The 16,341-nt window shown below is 33.3% G+C and carries 17 protein-coding genes and 1 tRNA gene; 13 read left to right on the top strand and 5 right to left on the bottom strand.

Going from position 1 to position 16,341, the window contains the following annotated elements; genetic code table 11:
• The first annotated feature begins 106 nt into the window (after positions 1-106).
• The 7 genes from KF816_14170 (at position 107) to KF816_14140 (ending at position 6,160) form a co-directional block, all read left to right on the top strand.
• Entirely contained in the window at positions 107-1,939 is a 1,833-nt protein-coding gene (locus KF816_14170) for a hypothetical protein (GenBank protein MBX3009161.1), read from the top strand.
• Positions 1,940-2,926 carry a GTPase ObgE gene (gene obgE, locus KF816_14165; GenBank protein ID MBX3009160.1) on the top strand — a complete coding sequence of 329 codons (987 nt, stop codon included), beginning with the start codon at positions 1,940-1,942 and terminating at the stop codon, positions 2,924-2,926.
• Positions 2,905-3,912, top strand: a complete 1,008-nt coding sequence (locus KF816_14160; GenBank protein MBX3009159.1) for an iron ABC transporter permease — start codon at positions 2,905-2,907, stop codon at positions 3,910-3,912. The genes obgE and KF816_14160 overlap by 22 nt, the downstream gene beginning before the upstream one ends.
• A gap of 10 nt (positions 3,913-3,922) precedes the next feature.
• Positions 3,923-4,756, top strand: coding sequence for a M48 family metalloprotease (locus tag KF816_14155; protein MBX3009158.1), 834 nt, complete (start codon positions 3,923-3,925; stop codon positions 4,754-4,756).
• A 75-nt stretch (positions 4,757-4,831) separates the two neighbouring features.
• Positions 4,832-4,905 (top strand) — tRNA-Met (locus KF816_14150).
• Positions 4,906-4,925: 20 nt separating this feature from the next.
• Positions 4,926-5,267 (top strand): preprotein translocase subunit SecG, encoded by a 342-nt coding sequence (gene secG / locus KF816_14145; protein ID MBX3009157.1) that lies wholly within the window; start codon positions 4,926-4,928, stop codon positions 5,265-5,267.
• Between the two features lie 68 nt (positions 5,268-5,335).
• On the top strand, positions 5,336-6,160 hold the full coding sequence (locus KF816_14140) for a TIGR00730 family Rossman fold protein (GenBank protein ID MBX3009156.1): 825 nt from the start codon (positions 5,336-5,338) through the stop codon (positions 6,158-6,160).
• 29 nt (positions 6,161-6,189) lie between these two features.
• On the opposite strand, the gene rpsU is transcribed toward KF816_14140, so the two are convergent.
• The 4 genes from rpsU to KF816_14120 form a co-directional block, all read right to left on the bottom strand.
• The gene (rpsU, locus tag KF816_14135; GenBank protein MBX3009155.1) at positions 6,190-6,393 is read right to left on the bottom strand and encodes a 30S ribosomal protein S21; all 204 of its coding nucleotides are present in this window, start codon (positions 6,391-6,393) and stop codon (positions 6,190-6,192) included.
• A gap of 106 nt (positions 6,394-6,499) precedes the next feature.
• A complete protein-coding gene (locus KF816_14130; GenBank protein MBX3009154.1) occupies positions 6,500-6,712 on the bottom strand; it encodes a hypothetical protein in 213 nt (70 codons plus the stop codon).
• Positions 6,712-7,317 (bottom strand): sigma-70 family RNA polymerase sigma factor, encoded by a 606-nt coding sequence (locus KF816_14125; protein MBX3009153.1) that lies wholly within the window; start codon positions 7,315-7,317, stop codon positions 6,712-6,714. Before KF816_14125 ends, KF816_14130 begins: the two co-directional genes overlap by 1 nt.
• A gap of 30 nt (positions 7,318-7,347) precedes the next feature.
• On the bottom strand, positions 7,348-8,763 hold the full coding sequence (locus KF816_14120) for a hypothetical protein (protein MBX3009152.1): 1,416 nt from the start codon (positions 8,761-8,763) through the stop codon (positions 7,348-7,350).
• A gap of 79 nt (positions 8,764-8,842) precedes the next feature.
• Between KF816_14120 and KF816_14115 the strand changes: the two genes are divergently transcribed.
• Complete coding sequence (locus tag KF816_14115) at positions 8,843-9,379, top strand: thioredoxin family protein (protein ID MBX3009151.1); 537 nt, start codon at positions 8,843-8,845, stop codon at positions 9,377-9,379.
• Between the two features lie 12 nt (positions 9,380-9,391).
• On the opposite strand, the gene KF816_14110 is transcribed toward KF816_14115, so the two are convergent.
• Positions 9,392-10,030 carry a hypothetical protein gene (locus tag KF816_14110; GenBank protein ID MBX3009150.1) on the bottom strand — a complete coding sequence of 213 codons (639 nt, stop codon included), beginning with the start codon at positions 10,028-10,030 and terminating at the stop codon, positions 9,392-9,394.
• A gap of 102 nt (positions 10,031-10,132) precedes the next feature.
• On the opposite strand from KF816_14110, the gene KF816_14105 reads away from it, so the two are divergent.
• The 5 genes from KF816_14105 (at position 10,133) to hpt (ending at position 16,320) form a co-directional block, all read left to right on the top strand.
• Complete coding sequence (locus tag KF816_14105; GenBank protein ID MBX3009149.1) at positions 10,133-10,645, top strand: class IV adenylate cyclase; 513 nt, start codon at positions 10,133-10,135, stop codon at positions 10,643-10,645.
• The gene (locus tag KF816_14100) at positions 10,629-13,757 is read left to right on the top strand and encodes an exodeoxyribonuclease V subunit gamma (GenBank protein ID MBX3009148.1); all 3,129 of its coding nucleotides are present in this window, start codon (positions 10,629-10,631) and stop codon (positions 13,755-13,757) included. Before KF816_14105 ends, KF816_14100 begins: the two co-directional genes overlap by 17 nt.
• Before the next feature lie 150 nt (positions 13,758-13,907).
• Positions 13,908-14,378, top strand: a complete 471-nt coding sequence (gene greA / locus KF816_14095; protein ID MBX3009147.1) for a transcription elongation factor GreA — start codon at positions 13,908-13,910, stop codon at positions 14,376-14,378.
• 32 nt (positions 14,379-14,410) lie between these two features.
• Positions 14,411-15,769: a tRNA lysidine(34) synthetase TilS gene (tilS, locus tag KF816_14090; protein ID MBX3009146.1), complete on the top strand. Its 1,359-nt coding sequence runs from the start codon at positions 14,411-14,413 to the stop codon at positions 15,767-15,769.
• 2 nt (positions 15,770-15,771) lie between these two features.
• Positions 15,772-16,320, top strand: coding sequence for a hypoxanthine phosphoribosyltransferase (gene hpt / locus KF816_14085; protein ID MBX3009145.1), 549 nt, complete (start codon positions 15,772-15,774; stop codon positions 16,318-16,320).
• Positions 16,321-16,341: the final 21 nt, after the last annotated feature.

The following is a 16,341-nucleotide window of genomic DNA, read 5'->3' as shown; positions in this document are numbered from 1 at the left end:
TCTAATTCTAACCTGATCACTTATGAACCAAATATAATTGAATTGGGCTTTTTTAATCGTTTTTTTGTATTATTCGTATAAGACAATCCGATAATTGAAAGTAGAAATGTTCGAACGCGAAATAAAATTTATATACGATTTTAACCTCAATAAAGTAAACCGGCTTGGTCCCTATTTTACATTCGAGCAATTATCTCAAGTTGACCTCCATCCCGCAATTCTTCAATACATTTCGGCAGAAATAGATTATTTGATATTTGAGGACCGCCAGAAATTACTTCGTAAGTCGGTATTCGATTATTCTGGTGAAAAAATTACCGGCTATTTCAATTTAATTGCCGATGAGGTAAAATCAACAAAAAGGTTTACACAAGAATATGTTGCAAAACTAATTTTACATGCCACTTCTTTCACAATTAATTACCTTATTCAGCCCCGCTGGACTTTATTAAAATTTGTGTTCGATGAATCCAATCACAAAACGACTAATGAAATTAAGCAGATTCTCAAGTATGTTTATTACTATCGACATTCGGTTAAAATTATAATAGAATATATTAATTCAAAAAAAATACTTTCTATGAATGATACCGAATTTGAGGAGTTGTTGATAAAAAGTGATCTATTAGCTGTCGATTCTTATTTGAATGCGGTTTATCATTCCGCTCTGAATTCAATGGCTGAATTTTTAAACATTGGGGAAGTGCAAAAAAACAAAATATCGTTAGGCGCTATTATTACATTTCTTGAGGAAAAGGGGCAGAAGAAACATACGCTAAAACTCAAAAGTGTGTTTGGAGATGATGAAAATATAAAACTAAAGATTGCTGATATTAGTAGAATCCTAAATTCTGTTGTGATAGAAAAAACTGAGAGTATTCCGGAAATCGAATCTCAAGAGGAGATACGTTTTGAAGATAAAGTTGAAAATATTGTAGCTGAACCAGTTGAAATGAATGAACCGGTTGATGAAGATGAAACAAATGCACCTGAAATTGAGGAGGAGTTATCAATAAAAGAACCTCTCGCCGAATCTTCTTTTGATCTCAGTGATCTATTATTGGAAATAGAAGAAAAGAAAGAGGAAGATACCCAACCATTCGAAGAAGTAGTTAAAGCAGAATTATCTGAGGAGCTGGTAACGCCAGTCGAGACAGATTACAACTTCAATTTCCTTGATGAAGAAATAGATACCCTTGAAAATGCTAAAGACGCAGCAGAGGATTTAAATCTCGAGATACCCGAACAAACTAATAATGAGAATGAAGATTTAGTTGTCCCCGCGAAAGATGATCTGATTGAGATTAAGGGAATAGGGGAAAACATTAATGATGAAAATTATGTTCATACATTTGGATTTGTGTTTGAAGATGAAAAAGTGGAAGAAAATAATGACAATCTGCCAACCACGATAAATAATGCATTGCCTAAATTTGAAATTGGCAAAGAGGATAATGATGAAGAAATTGTTAATAATGAAGTTGATCAACAGGCAGAAGTTAAGGATGAAATTGATATAAGCGATTATGAGCAGATACAAAAAATTGAAGAGGAAAAACTTGGTTTTATTAATGAATTTGATTTGGAAGATGATGAAGAGGTTAAAAGTTTGGATACAGAATTAGTTAATGATAAAGAGGAAAATGCTATAATTGAACAAAATTCATTTTTCAGCTCGGTTCCTCCTGAGATGGAAGCTAAAAATAAAATTGATATTAACGATCTTCTCGAACAGAAAGATATGACGAAAATAATTGAAATAGTTTTTGATTACGATATTGAGGATTTCGCTACAACAATTGAGGAGATTTCAGCGTGTAAAAATGTTGATGATGCCCATTTTGTAATAAATGAAACGCTCAAAAAAAGGGGCGTGGCAACAAATTCAAAGGAAGCTCAGATTTTTAGGGGCATTATTTCACAATCATTTGAGAGTTAAATGTTTATAGATTATACAAAAGTATATATTAAAGCGGGAGATGGCGGCAATGGAGCTATTGCGTTTCGCCGTGAAAAATATATTCCCAAAGGGGGCCCTTCTGGAGGTAATGGTGGGAACGGTGGTAATGTTATTTTTTTAGCTGACCGAAATCTTAATACACTAATTAATTTTCAGTATAAGAGAAGATTTATTGCCGATAATGGTGATAATGGTGGTACATCTCTCAAAGATGGTAAAACCGGCGAAGATATAATTATAAAGGTTCCGGTTGGTACAATTGTTAAAGATGCGGAGACGGAGGAGATTCTATTCGACTTAAAAGAGGATGGTGAAGAAGCGGTTGCAGCTAAAGGGGGAAAAGGGGGTAAGGGAAATAGTAATTTTGCTACCCCTACCAAACAAACTCCAAGGTTCGCTGAAAGTGGAAAACCGGGAGAAGAATACAATTTGATTCTTGAATTAAAACTTATTGCAGATATTGGATTGGTTGGATTCCCTAATGCGGGCAAATCAACTCTTATATCAACAATATCGGCGGCTAAACCAAAAATTGCCGATTATCCCTTTACAACACTTGAACCTAACCTTGGTATTGTCAAATATAAAGATTTCAGCAGTTTTATCGTTGCCGACATCCCGGGAATAATTGAAGGTGCACATCAGGGCAAAGGATTAGGTATAAAATTCTTGAGGCATATAGAAAGAACAAAAATATTATTGATACTAATTGATTGCTCCTCCGAAAATTTTGTGGCCGATTATAAAACACTTTTAAATGAACTCAACAGTTATTCGGAAATTCTTGCTAAGAAGAAAAAAATTGTTGCATTAACAAAAACAGATCTAATTGAGAAAGCCGAATTAAAAAAACTACTTGCAAAAAAAATAAGAGGTTACTCAGGTAAATTAATCTCTTTTTCAGCCGCGACTCAGAATGGCATTCCTGAACTATTGGATTTGTTATGGAAAGAATTGAACGATTAAATCGAAAAAATTTTACTATCATAATAATATCACTATTCATCTCATCGTGTATTGTTTTTTTTATCGGATTATCCGCAGGTTCTACTAATGTTTCCTTAAGTGAAATTATTCAAATTTTATTTGGATCCGGGAGCGGACCAAATGAACAGATTATATTGGATATTCGTTTACCGCGAGTAATTTACGCAATGCTGGTTGGGGGCGGTCTATCAATTGCCGGTGCGGTATTTCAAGCAATACTTTTAAATCCATTAGCCGAACCATATATATTGGGAATTTCCAGTGGCGGCACTTTTGGCGCTGTACTTTCAATGCTGCTCGGATTTTCCATATGGGGCACTCAACTATTTGCATTTGGGGGTACTCTAATTGTAATGCTGCTTGTATTCCTTGTTGGTAAAAAATATGGAGAACTTGAACCTAATGTACTTCTTCTTTCCGGAGTAATGATTGGAGCATTCTTTTCTGCGGCAATTCTTTTTATGATGACAATATTAAATGATTCACTAAGAACGGCGGTTTTCTGGTTGATAGGAAATTTATCTTTAGCCAGAAAGGAATCGCTGCCATTTATATTTGTGATAGTCATTAGCATCTCATTTTTTCTTATAATTAATTCTTACAAGTTAAATTTATTAAGTCTCGGAAACGATTCGGCAAAACAGCTTGGGTTAAATACAAACCGATTGAAGATTATAATTTATCTGCTAACAAGTTTAATGATTGGTGCTATTGTCTCGGTGAGCGGCATTATTGGATTTGTGGGGCTAATAATTCCTCATATATGCCGGATGCTTTTAGGCGTTGATAATAGAATGGTTTTACCCGCATCATTTTTTATAGGATCATCCTATTTGATACTTGCTGATTCGCTTTCAAGAATTATAATAGCGCCATCCGAAATGCCGGTAGGAGCAATTACAGCAATGCTGGGTGCGCCAATATTTATTTATCTTTTAAGGAAAAGATTTCAATCAATAATTTAAAGGTGATACCATGTTCTTAAAAAAATGGAAGCTTTCATCCTTCTTACTGGTCTTAGTAGTTGCCGCATGCTCGGCTGGTTTAAATATTTTTACTGATCGTGATGAAGTAACCATGGGACAGCAGTTTGATCAGGAGTTGAGGAAAAATGTTAAAGAGTACCCAATCTATACTAAAAATCCAGACGTAAAAGATTATATCAACAATAAGATATTTAGAGAAATTCTTAATTCACCAGAAGTTAAAAAATCGACGAGCTACAATTATCAACTTGAAATAATTGAGAATGATACTACATTAAATGCATTCGCAGTTCCGGGAGGATACGTTTATCTCTATACCGGAATATTAAAATATCTGGATTCTGAAGCAGCGCTAGCGGGGGTAATTGGGCACGAAATTGCTCACGTTGAGAGAAGGCATGCCACTCAAAGAATGACTTCTGCATACGGCATTCAATTTTTGTTGGGGCTTGCTTTAGGTAGCAATCCCTCTCAAACAGCCGAAATTGTGGCAAATCTATTTTCTGGTTTAACATTATTGGCTAATAGCAGAGCCAATGAAGAAGAAAGTGATCAGTTCTCAATTAAATATTTATCGAGCACAAGGTTTTATCCCGGAAGTGTAAAATTCTTCTTTGAAAAAATGAGGGATGATGGAAAAGTATCGAGTGGTGGGGGAGGTTTAGCAACATTTTTATCGACCCACCCGGATCCGGTTGCCAGAATTACGAGTACAGAAAAGAGTATTCAGGCTCTTGGGCTGCAGGTTAAAACTTACAAAGATTCCGGTACCGGGATTTTTAAAGATGAGTACAAAAAGAACATTCTGGCCAAATTGAAATAAAATCCCATTTATTCAATTAACTTGAAGTTTGAGAGTTGATGGTTTATATTTACCGTCCGTTTTTTAAGTAATGATGGCGAGGTAGCTCAGTCGGTTAGAGCAGTGGAATCATAATCCACGTGTCGGGGGTTCAAATCCCTCCCTCGCTACTATAAGTCATGGAGTTATTATGTATACAATATTAATGATGCTTTCAATAATAGTTGCGGTTTTACTTGTAATAATGGTTTTATTGCAATCAAGTAAAGGTGGTGGATTAGCCGGTTCATTTGGTGGATCAGGTCAATTTGGTACTGTATTTGGTACCAGGAGAACTGCCGACTTTCTAAGTAAGGCGACTTGGTGGTTGGGTGGATCTTTGCTGATTCTTGCTATCGTTATTAATTTATTCTTTTTGCCGGGGCAATCAACAAGCGATTCCCGTGAGAGTATAATTCAGAGTGGCAGTCAACAAGTACCAGCAAAACCAGTATTACCAACCACTACTCAGCAACCGGCGCAGTCAAAATAAAATTAAAAACCCCTTCCAAGGGGTTTTTTTATCTCAATGAGAACTTACCTTAAGCTAAATGGTGAACTATGAAAAAAATTGAAAAACCGGTTAAAGCCTATAAGAATTTGGAGTTTTTAGGATCCGCCGAAGCAAGAACCGTACGCATTCTTTCAGAGTTTTATGAACCTAAATCCCGATTCGAAAAACATAAAGTATATGATACTATTGTGTTTTTTGGGTCTGCTAGAATTAAATCCAGAAAAGAAGCATTGAAATTATTGAACGAAGCTAAAAAAGATAAGAGTTCAAGAGGTAAAGCCAAATTTGAAAAGGCACTAAAGAATCTTGAAATGTCTCAATATTATGAAGATGCAGTTGAACTGGCTAAAAAGTTTACCGAATGGACTAAGCAAATCCCGGGTGATTATAAGCGATTTATGATTTGCAGCGGCGGCGGCCCCGGTATAATGGAAGCCGCTAACAAAGGCGCATTTCTAGCTAAAGGCCAGTCGGTGGGACTTAATATTTCAATTCCATTTGAACAGTTTGTTAATAAATATGTCGATCCAGATCTTGCATTCGAATTTCACTACTTTTTTATGCGCAAATTGTGGTTTCTATACAAAGCTAAAGCGCTGGTTGCTTTCCCTGGTGGATTTGGCACGATGGATGAACTTATGGAAGTCTTAACCTTAATACAGACGAAAAAGGTAACAAAGCCAATTAAAGTTATATTGTTCGGTGAAAATTATTGGCGCGAATTAATAAATTTTGAAGCGTTGATTGAGCATGGAATGATATGCAAAGAGGATTTAAAACTGTTCGAATTTGTAAGTACCGTGGATGAGGCATTTGATAGTATCACAAATCATTTTAAAAAACACTTTTTGAAAAAGACAACGAAGAAATAAAGAAAAACCCCCTTAATGGGGGTTTTTTATTAACCTTTTCTATCACGCATTGCCTGCTCGCGTGAGGCTCTTCTTTTCGCCTTAATCGTATTCATTCTTTTTTCAATAGAAGGTTTAACGAAAAAGGTTCTTTTTTTAAATTCTTTGAGAATACCAGAACGTTCATATTTTTTCTTGAAGCGCTTTAGTGCTTTATCAATATTCTCATTTTCTTGAACTGTAATACCTACCAACTAATATCACCTGCCTTCTTGTTGGAAATTTTTTAGCGGCGTAAAATTATTAAACTAAATTTTAAGAATCAAATATTTAGAGATTCAAAATGGGGGAATCGGGGAACTATCTATTTTTTCGAAAATAATCTACTATTGGGCAATGTAGAGTTTTTGTATTCATAAAACGGGTTGTAAGTAGATTTTTGATTGATTTCTGAATAACGTACTCTTGTCTCATTTCTTGATCGCAATCTATCAATCTTTTCATTTTTAATGCGATATATTTATCATTCAACTGACCATCCACAAAGGATGTAATTTCCTCTTGTAATTCCATTATTTCTTACTTTTTTTATTTTTGAAATAGCCCCGGTCTTCAGCATAATCATACAAAGTTGAATAGAGCATTTTTCTGGCTCTATGAAGTCTCGACCTCACGGTTCCTACCGGAACATCCACAAAATCAGCAATTTCCTCATATGTAAAACCTTCAATATCACTCAGGATGATTACAGTCCTAAAATCTTCTGGCAGTTGTGAAATTGCCTTAGTAATCTCATCATCCATTAAAGTATTGAACGCATCATACTCGATATGCTGGGTTTCTACCTCTTCGGACTTAATATTCTCATAAAAGTTCTGAACATCCTCATAATCAACTTTGTTAGGAGTTTTAATCTCTTTCCGATACTCATTAATAAATGAGTTCTTCAATATTCTAAAGAGCCATGCCTTGCAATTAGTTCCTTTCTCGAACTTATCAAAGAACCGAAATGCTTTCAAAAAAGTTTCCTGAACCAGATCATCGGCATCAGTTTCATTCCCGGTGATTCTGAGTGCATAATTATATACGGCATCCATATGGGGAACTGCCTCAAGTTCAAATTCCGCATATCGTTCCTTGAGTTGTTCATCAGATAATATGGTTTTTATAGCACGCATTAATTATTTCGAATCTTAGTTAAGATAAATTTAATGAATTATTATTCCATTTTTTACATTATTAAAGCTAATCTTATTTTCACCGGCAAAACTAACAAAATACCCATTCAATACTACAGCTTCGGTTATATTATTCTTTGTCAATCGTAAATTAGCATAGTTTTTAATGCTAACTGAATTATCAATCTTTTTGATTTGGTCAGCTAAATTAATAGGTAAGTTAATGTATTTTTGATTGTAATCAAGAGCGGAAACCACAAGGTAGCCAATTCCTTTCTTTAGTAATATTTCAAAGTCTAGTTTATTTAAATCACTTATACTTTCAAAAACTTGATCTAAAATAGTAAGGGGTTCCGCATAAAATCCATCCAAATCAAATTCCTCATTTCCACGAAATATGGAAAGGTCTCCAATTTCAAAGATTTCTGAAAAGGTATAAAATTTATGTTCGACCCTATCATATTTTTTATTTCGATTAATTCCAATATCTACTTTGTAATCGCAATTATTGAAATTAACAAAAACATTACGCAGGATAATATCATATAGTTGGCGCTCATTTTCTGGAATAGAAAAATAATCTTGATAATTAATGCGAGCGTAGCTGTCGATTATAATTTGATTAAAAGCAGAGAGAAGTGAAATAAAATTTAACTTTCTAAGAAAATTATTATTAACATCTCCGGGATAAAAACCGGATTCAATTAATATTGAGGATACATTTTTTTCTATTAGTTTATCACCGAAAGCACGTGGTTCATAATCATCTGAGTAACGAGCAATATGTCCGGGTATATAATTATTCAGCAAATTGAAGATTGCGCAAATAATCTGCATACTTTTAATCCGGGTTTCAGAAATAGTTTTTTCGTAATTGCATGGGGGGCATAATAGTGATATAGCCGATGATTTTCCTCCATTTCCTGCGCTGTAATAACTATTCTGATCATGCATATTGAATGCGAATTCCGGTTTAAAATAATCAACATATTTCCAAAATATTCTGGATTCGGGAGTAACCTGTCTTTGGGCATCGCGATTAATATCAATACCTAACTTATTTTCTCGGGTAAAATTTTGAGCCCCATCAGGATTTAGCATTGGAATAAATGAAATTGTGAGATTTGTGGAGATATGTTTTACAAAATCTGAGTTATGATTTTTATTTAGGAAATTTAAAACATCGAATAATGCCCCCGTGGCTGTGGGTTCATCACCGTGCATCTGGGACCAAATTAAAATCCTTTTGCTGCCGGTTCCAAATTTGATACAAAAAATAGATTGCCCTTCAATCGAGTTTCCAAGTTCTTTTAAAGAAAATGAAGGAATTACCTTTAATTTTTCCATATACTCAACTAGTTGATGATAATGGATGAAACCACTATCAATATTGTGTTCCAAGTAATTCTCATACTCGATAAATGCGGTTTCTAAAATATTATTCATTTATCCCGATTAAATGTTACAATTTCTATCTTAAAATAATAAATTTGAGTTAGTTAAAATAATTTGAAGGAATAATAGAATGGCAACAGAAAAATTAAAACTTGGATCTTCAATGCCCATATTTGAACTACTTTCTGTGAATGGAAAAAAGGTAAATGTCAAAGAAGCTGAAGGAACGAAACTTATGCTCGTGATTTTTAGCTGTAATCATTGTCCATATGTTCAAGCGTATGAAGAGAGAATTAAGAAAATTACATCAGATTACAAAGATAATTTAGTTGTTATTGCCATCAATTCTAATGATGAAAATAATTACCCTGAAGATTCATTTACCAACATGAAATTAAGAGCCGAAGAAAAAGGATTTAATTTCCATTACTTGCGGGATGAAACACAGGAAGTTGCAAAGTTATTCGGCGCCACACACACGCCGGAAGTTTTTCTTTTTAATGAAAAAAGAGAATTAGTTTTTCATGGTAAGATAGATGATAATTGGCAAGACGAATCGAGAGTTAATTCGAATTATTTAAGAAATGCAATTAATGAATTGCTCTCCGGTAAAGAAATATCTATCCCGGAGACTTTCACTATAGGCTGCACAATAAAGTGGAAATAGTAAAACCGGGAATTAGTACATTACGCCGAGATTGAGTGATATATAGAAATGACCAAAGTTATTTCGCACAACATCTTTCAAGTTTTCGATACCATCGCCAAAAATATAGGTGTGATAATAGCGGACATTTATTCCAACAAGATTTGATTTACTTATCCCAAAATTTGCTCCAAAACCAATATAACCACCTGCCGCATATTTAATTTTAGCGTATGCTAAATCGCTAAAAACATCTTCAAGATAGGGAGCATAAATTACAAGCGTTGGACCAACACCCGCAGTTATGTATGGGCGCAAATTATCGGTTAATGTTTCTGAAAGTATTCTATACTGAGCTCCAAAATTTATTGGCAGGAGATATGATCTATTTATTTTGTTTGGAGAAAAGGTATTCCCGAAATAGTCGATGTATTCTATCTCTCGTTCATCTTTGGTTTCAGACAAAGATAAATCAACAAAACCGGATAGATTATTGGTGAATGAATGTCTTAAAAATGTGCCGAGACCGAATCCTCCCTCTCCAAACATTACATCAACACCCCAACTATTTTGGGGAAATATTTCCGGTTGTTTCTCCGGAGCTAATTGTCCAATTCCCTGTGCTGAAATACAGAGGGTAGTGAACATCATTAACAAAATTATTTTTTTCATATTTACCTCGGCTTATAGCTTCTCAAAGATATTTATTATTATTTTAAAATCAACTGGATAAAATTTGTATCTTAAACAAGAATTTTACATCAAAGGTTGCATATGCCGGTAAATTTAGAAATTAAACTTCCTATAAAATCAATTAACACTATTGAAAATAAGTTGAGTTTGTTAGGGGCCCAAAGTAAGGGAGTACTCAATCAAAAAGATTTTTATTTTAAGATTAAGAAGGGATTGCTAAAACTCCGCAAGAATAATGAAAGCTATGAACTTATAAAATACAATCGAGACGAGAAGGGAACCCGATGGAGTGACTATAAAATTTTGACTATTACAGGTAAAGCTCCACAGGACTATCTAAAGACATTCTTGAATTTTGAAATATTGGTTGAAAAGAGAAGGATTTTATATGTTTATAAGAATACCAGAATCCATCTGGATAAAGTGAAAAAACTAGGGCAATTTTTAGAATTAGAAACCCTGCTTACAAAAAATAAACGTACTGCAATAAGACAATTTAATCATGTTATTAAGGTTTTAAATCTCGATACAACAAAACAAATAAGAGCTTCGTACAGAGATTTATTATTAAAGAAAAATGATAATAAGCAGTAACTTTTCGAAAAACCCAAATCCAAAACTATTACTGGAAAATGCGGTAAAGCTAAATAGTTTGGATAATATTTTGTTGATTGTTCCAACCAATCGGAAAGCTAGATCTCTTAAAAAAGATTTAATCGAAAAACTTCCAAATTTTGCGAGCTCTAAAATAAACATTGAGACTCTTGCCACACTTTCTTCTAAATTATTAGCACAATCGAAAGTATTTACAGAAATGAGCGAAGCGGCATCTACAATACTGATTAAACAGTGTGCCGACTCTGTGAAGTTGAATTACTTCTCGAAGTTTCATAATGAACTGCCTTATGGTACTCTTGAAAGAATTAAAAATTTATTTACTGAATATAAGTATCATGGCATTAGTCCAAATTATCTCAAAGAAGATTGTCATAAATTAGCTGGTTCGGCAAAGCTAAAATCGCTCGATATTATTTCATTATATGAAGAGTATACCGGTAAATGCCGACAGCTAAACTCGTTTGAGGTTGGTGATGTATACAACGAATTATTAAATCTTGATGATGATAAGATTAGAGCAGGATTTGAAACTGTTTTTGAACAAGTCAAAACTGTGCTTATCGAAGGCTTTCAAACATTTAATTCCCCCGAAATTGAATTATTATCAATATTAAAAAAAATAGATTCTTTAGAGCTTTATATCAATATTGATTATAATAAATCAAACAAAAAATTATTCGGACACTTAGAAAATGTAATTGAGAAGTTTGATAATAATGGTTTCTTTTTGGGGGAAGTTGCAGCAAAAAATCAAGATTCATTCCGCGAATATCTCGTTAATAATTTTTACATGAATAAACTAAAGAGGAAGAGAAAAACCAATACTATAAATATAATTGAAGCCACCGATGAAGAAACGGAAATAGAACTTATAGCTCAAGAAATAAAACAGCTGATAGTTTATGAGAGTGTTGAGCCTTCAAATATCTGCGTAGTATTTAATTTAATTCAAAATTATGCACCCATTATTAGGGATATTTTTCATAAGTACAAAATTCCCTTTAATCTAACTGACAGAATTCTTCTCGCCAACACAGTGCCAATAACTGCAATTGTTAGTACGCTCGAAATTCTAGAGAATGATTTTTACTACAAAAATGTATTCAGATCGCTCGGAAGTGGATTTTGGGAAACAATGAATATCGATTCTCATAATCTTTTAAGAGTTTCGGAACAGCTAAAAATTGTTACAGGATATCAAAACTGGGTGAACTCAATTCAAAATGAAATTAGCTCACTTCGCTTTAGTAATTCTAATGAGGATTCCCCCGAAATTGATAAGCTAGAAAAAGCAATTATAGATATTGAGAAAATTAACAATGTAGTTGAACCTTTTAAAAAACCTAATACCTACGATGAATTTTATAAATTATTAGAAGAACTGATAGTAAAGTTAAAAATCCCAATTGCACTATTAAAATCACCTTTTAATCAGGAAAAAAATATCAGATCGATTGGAAAATTTTTAGAAACGATTTCTGAAGTTTTTAGTTTGTTGGAAATTCAAGAGGGGGAAAAAAAGAAACATTCATTCAGTTTTATGCTGGAACAATTACGCACAATATGCAGTTGGGCACGATATAATGTTAAGGAAAAATCAAATTATGGAGTGCAGGTAACTTCATTTGATGAAATAAAGGGATTTGAATATGAGTATTTGTTTGTTCCCGGGTTAATTGACGGTCAATTGCCAACCAAGTATTCCCCCGAGATATTTAAAACTGAATCATTTAAGAAAAGTGCCGAGATGCATCAATGCGAAGATCGATATAAATTTTTCAGCGCATTTATGTCGTTTAAAAAGAAAATTTATATTTCATATCCCAAGACATGGGAGGGAAGGGAGACAGTTAAATCTTCATTCCTAAATGAACTCGATTTAATATTTGAAATTGATTCTGTTAAACCAACCACAGATATTTTGTTTGATGAAGAGGATTATCAAATATTTATTGGTAGTAATTTTGAAAAAAGAGAACAGTTCAATTTTGAAATCTCAAACAAGCCGGAAATTGAACGCTCGATATTAATAGATAAAATGAGAGTCGGGGAGATCAGAACTTCCTCAACATACAATGGCTTTCTAAAACAGGATAATCAAGAATTAGATACAGAAGTAAATGAACTTCTTAGATCATTTAAGGAGAAACAATTTTCTGTTACTCAATTAGAGACTTACGCTAAATGCCCATTTAAGTTTTACATAGAGAGGGTTTTGAATATTGAGGAACTCGAGGAACCAAGTGAAGATATTGAAGCGATTGAAATGGGAAGACTTCTTCATGAAATATTATTTCGATTTTATGAAAAAATTAGGGAGAAGGAGATTTTAATAGCAGGGTGTACCCAACCCATTTTTAGTAAAGCCCTAAAAATTATTTTTTCGGTTGCAGAAGAGGAATTTGATAAGATTAATTTTAAATCGACCCTATCTTTTTTTGAAAAGGAAAAATTAATGGGATTAAATGGAAATCCTGAAGATTCTATTTTATATAAGTTTGTTGAAAAGGAAAGAGAGCAAGATCCCACTTTTGTGCCCTCATTTTTTGAGGTGAGCTTCGGTAAGTTAAAAAGTGATAATTCAGACAAATCTCTAATAAATAATTCAGCGGTTGATGTAAATGGGGTAAAGCTACGTGGCAAAATTGATAGGATAGATATCAATCATAAGTTAAAGACATTTAACATTATTGACTACAAATTAAGCGGGACAAAACCAAAAGCGGTTGAATTGAAGAATGGAATTTCGCTGCAATTGCCTATATATATGCTTGCTGCTCAGCAACTTTTGAAGGAAAAATTAAATTTAGATTATTCACCTGGTGATATGATTATTTATTCTCTAAAATATTCTGAGGATAGCTTTAAACCAATTGTTGTTTCATTAAAAGAAAAAGGGGAAAGAGAATCTGTCACAGTTTCTCAGATTATTGAAATTAGTAAAAACTACATTGCCGATTATGTTAATTTAATTTCAGAAGGTGTATTTCCATTGTCGATGCATGAAAACAGAGAAGAACTGGTATGCCGATACTGCAATTTTCGAAAAATTTGCAGGGTTGATGAAGTGAATACGACGAGGAATTAGATATTGGAATGGGAAGCAATTATATTGAAAAACAAAGTGAATTTTTATAAGTTTGGGCTGCCGCTAATAAAAGAGCGGCAATTTTTTTTATTGTTTAAAATTAAAGCGAAAAACACTTCGCTTTTTTTAATAACTAAAAGGAGTTAAACCGTGTCAAATTTTGTATATCTAACCAAAGAAAGAATTCGTGAATTAGAGAAGGAATTAACTGATCTGAAGACGAATGGGCGGAAGTCGATGGCTGATAGAATCTCGGAAGCTAGATCTCACGGTGATCTTTCAGAAAATGCTGAATATGATGCGGCGAAAGAGGAACAAGGCTTATTGGAATTAAAAATTAGTAAACTGGAAGAACTACTTTCAAAAGCTCAAATTGTTGATACTTCAAACCTCCCGAAGGATCATACACAAATTCTATCCACTCTTTCGGTAAAGAATTTAAATAATAATAAGGTTTTTAAATACACACTAGTTTCCCCTGAAGAAGCTGACCTCGAAAAGGGCAAAATTGCTATTTCATCTCCTGTTGGTCAATCTTTATTGGGAGTAAAAGTGGGACAAATAGTACAAGCCAAAGTACCTGCCGGAATTATCAAATTTGAAGTGCTTTCTATTGAATAAGCCAAGGATATAATCCCAGATCATTTTATAAAATGAAAAAGACAGAGCAAACAGTAATTTCATTTATCAAAAGACATGATCTTATTCAAGACGGTGATAAAATACTGGTAGCGTTTAGCGGCGGACCCGATTCAGTATTCGCCCTCAATTTTTTAAATAAATTCAAAAAAAAATATAATATTCAACTAATCGCGCTTCATTTTAATCATCAGCTTAGGGGGAATGATTCCATATTAGATGAAAAATTTTCAAAAATATTTTGTGATTCATTGGACATTAAATTCTTCTCGAAAAAATTAAACGTTATTGAGGAAGCGAAATTAAATAAACAATCAATTGAAGAAGCCGCACGCGAGCTTCGCTATAAGTACCTTACTAGTTTTGCCCACAAATATAAATGCAACAAAATAATAACTGCGCATAATCAAAGCGATAATACCGAGACTGTCTTGTTAAACCTTTGTTCAGGTTCAGGTGTGGCGGGTATCTCGGGAATACCGATCAGAAGGGGAAATATCATTCGTCCCTTTTTATGTTTAAGTAAAAACGAAATTATTACTTACTTAAAAAAGCACTCAATTGAGTATTGTAGTGATTTATCGAATAATTCCTCAGAATTTAAGCGTAATTTTTTGAGAAATGAGATTATCCCAAAATTAAAGGATAATTTGAATCCTTCTCTCGATGCCGCCGTTTTTCGTACCACCAATTTTTTGTTGAATGTAAATGGAATTCTAAATCAAGTTGCTGCGTTTATTATACGGAAAGAGATAACTTATTCTAAAAATAATTTTGATTTTCCGGTGCGGTTAATTTCAGATTTTGATCAGGTTACTGGCGGATTGTTGTTACGTGAAGCAATAAAAAAAATTGGTGTGGAGATATCCTCTGCGGAAATTGATAGATTATTAAAGCTTGCTGTAAGTCAAAAAGGGAAAAGGGTTTTATTATCAGGTAAGTTGATTGCTTTTAGGGAAGAGGATCGAATTGCTTTTTCAAAAACTGATTCAAGGGATGAAAATACTGTTGACGTAATTGTTGGCATGGAAGCGCAAATTAATAGTATTAAGCTGAAAATTGAGGAAATTGCAAATAATAAAAATAAAGTTACCAGAGGTCGAAACGAAGAATTAGTTGATGCATCTAAACTAAATCAAAAATTTATTGTGAGACCTTGGCGAGATGGTGATTTCTTCTATCCTTTGGGAATGAAAAATAAAAAAAAGGTGTCCGATTTTTTAACTGATCAGAAGATTGCTGCTGCAAAAAAAAAAGAATCTTTGGTTTTACTGAATGGCGATAATATTGTTTGGGTTGTTGGTTTTAGAATTGATGACAGGTTTAAAATTACCGATCAAACAGAAAAAATTTATAAACTTAGAATTGGTTGAAAATGGAAAAACAAAATGAAATACTTATAGGAACGGAAAAGTTTGTGCAATATTTAACAGAAGAAACTATCCAGGCCAGAATTAAAGAACTTAGCAAACAAATTTCGGAAGAATATAAAACTAAACTTCCAATTATTATTGGTGTACTAAATGGCTCTTTTATGTTCATGGCCGATTTAGTCAAGAATCTGGATATAAATTGTGAGATGGATTTCTTTAAACTTTCAAGTTACGGTGACGAAAAGATTTCATCTGGCGATGTAAAGCTGCTAAAGGATTTGAATGCGGATATTTCGGATAGGCATCTTATAATTGTTGAAGATATTGTTGATACCGGGTTATCAATTAATTATATAGAAAAATTACTAAAGCAGCATAACCCGGCCAGCGTAAAAATTGTAACCCTTCTGTTCAAGCCTGAGAAGCTGAAATATGACCTCAAAATTGATTATATTGGCTTCGAAATTCCAAATAAATTTGTGATTGGATACGGCCTCGATTATGCCCAGAAGTACCGTAATTTAAAGTCCATTTATGTTTTAAGCGATTAAGGGAGTTATAAAAAAATGTCC

The sequence above is a fragment of the Melioribacteraceae bacterium genome (assembly GCA_019638015.1).
Lineage (GTDB): Bacteria > Bacteroidota > Ignavibacteria > Ignavibacteriales > Melioribacteraceae > JAHBUP01.
This window is presented reverse-complemented; position numbering and strand designations above follow the sequence as displayed.

Excerpts from the sequence above, each read along its gene's own strand:
- KF816_14130 (MBX3009154.1), bottom strand. The coding sequence starts at position 6,712 with ATGGAATTACAAGAGGAAATTACATCCTTTGTGGATGGTCAGTTGAAT.
- KF816_14105 (MBX3009149.1), top strand. The coding sequence starts at position 10,133 with ATGCCGGTAAATTTAGAAATTAAACTTCCTATAAAATCAATTAACACT.
- KF816_14120 (MBX3009152.1), bottom strand. The coding sequence starts at position 8,763 with ATGAATAATATTTTAGAAACCGCATTTATCGAGTATGAGAATTACTTG.
- obgE (MBX3009160.1), top strand. The coding sequence starts at position 1,940 with ATGTTTATAGATTATACAAAAGTATATATTAAAGCGGGAGATGGCGGC.
- KF816_14140 (MBX3009156.1), top strand. The coding sequence starts at position 5,336 with ATGAAAAAAATTGAAAAACCGGTTAAAGCCTATAAGAATTTGGAGTTT.
- KF816_14160 (MBX3009159.1), top strand. The coding sequence starts at position 2,905 with ATGGAAAGAATTGAACGATTAAATCGAAAAAATTTTACTATCATAATA.
- secG (MBX3009157.1), top strand. The coding sequence starts at position 4,926 with ATGTATACAATATTAATGATGCTTTCAATAATAGTTGCGGTTTTACTT.
- KF816_14100 (MBX3009148.1), top strand. The coding sequence starts at position 10,629 with ATGATAATAAGCAGTAACTTTTCGAAAAACCCAAATCCAAAACTATTA.
- tilS (MBX3009146.1), top strand. The coding sequence starts at position 14,411 with ATGAAAAAGACAGAGCAAACAGTAATTTCATTTATCAAAAGACATGAT.
- KF816_14115 (MBX3009151.1), top strand. The coding sequence starts at position 8,843 with ATGGCAACAGAAAAATTAAAACTTGGATCTTCAATGCCCATATTTGAA.
- KF816_14110 (MBX3009150.1), bottom strand. The coding sequence starts at position 10,030 with ATGAAAAAAATAATTTTGTTAATGATGTTCACTACCCTCTGTATTTCA.
- KF816_14125 (MBX3009153.1), bottom strand. The coding sequence starts at position 7,317 with ATGCGTGCTATAAAAACCATATTATCTGATGAACAACTCAAGGAACGA.
- KF816_14170 (MBX3009161.1), top strand. The coding sequence starts at position 107 with ATGTTCGAACGCGAAATAAAATTTATATACGATTTTAACCTCAATAAA.
- hpt (MBX3009145.1), top strand. The coding sequence starts at position 15,772 with ATGGAAAAACAAAATGAAATACTTATAGGAACGGAAAAGTTTGTGCAA.
- KF816_14155 (MBX3009158.1), top strand. The coding sequence starts at position 3,923 with ATGTTCTTAAAAAAATGGAAGCTTTCATCCTTCTTACTGGTCTTAGTA.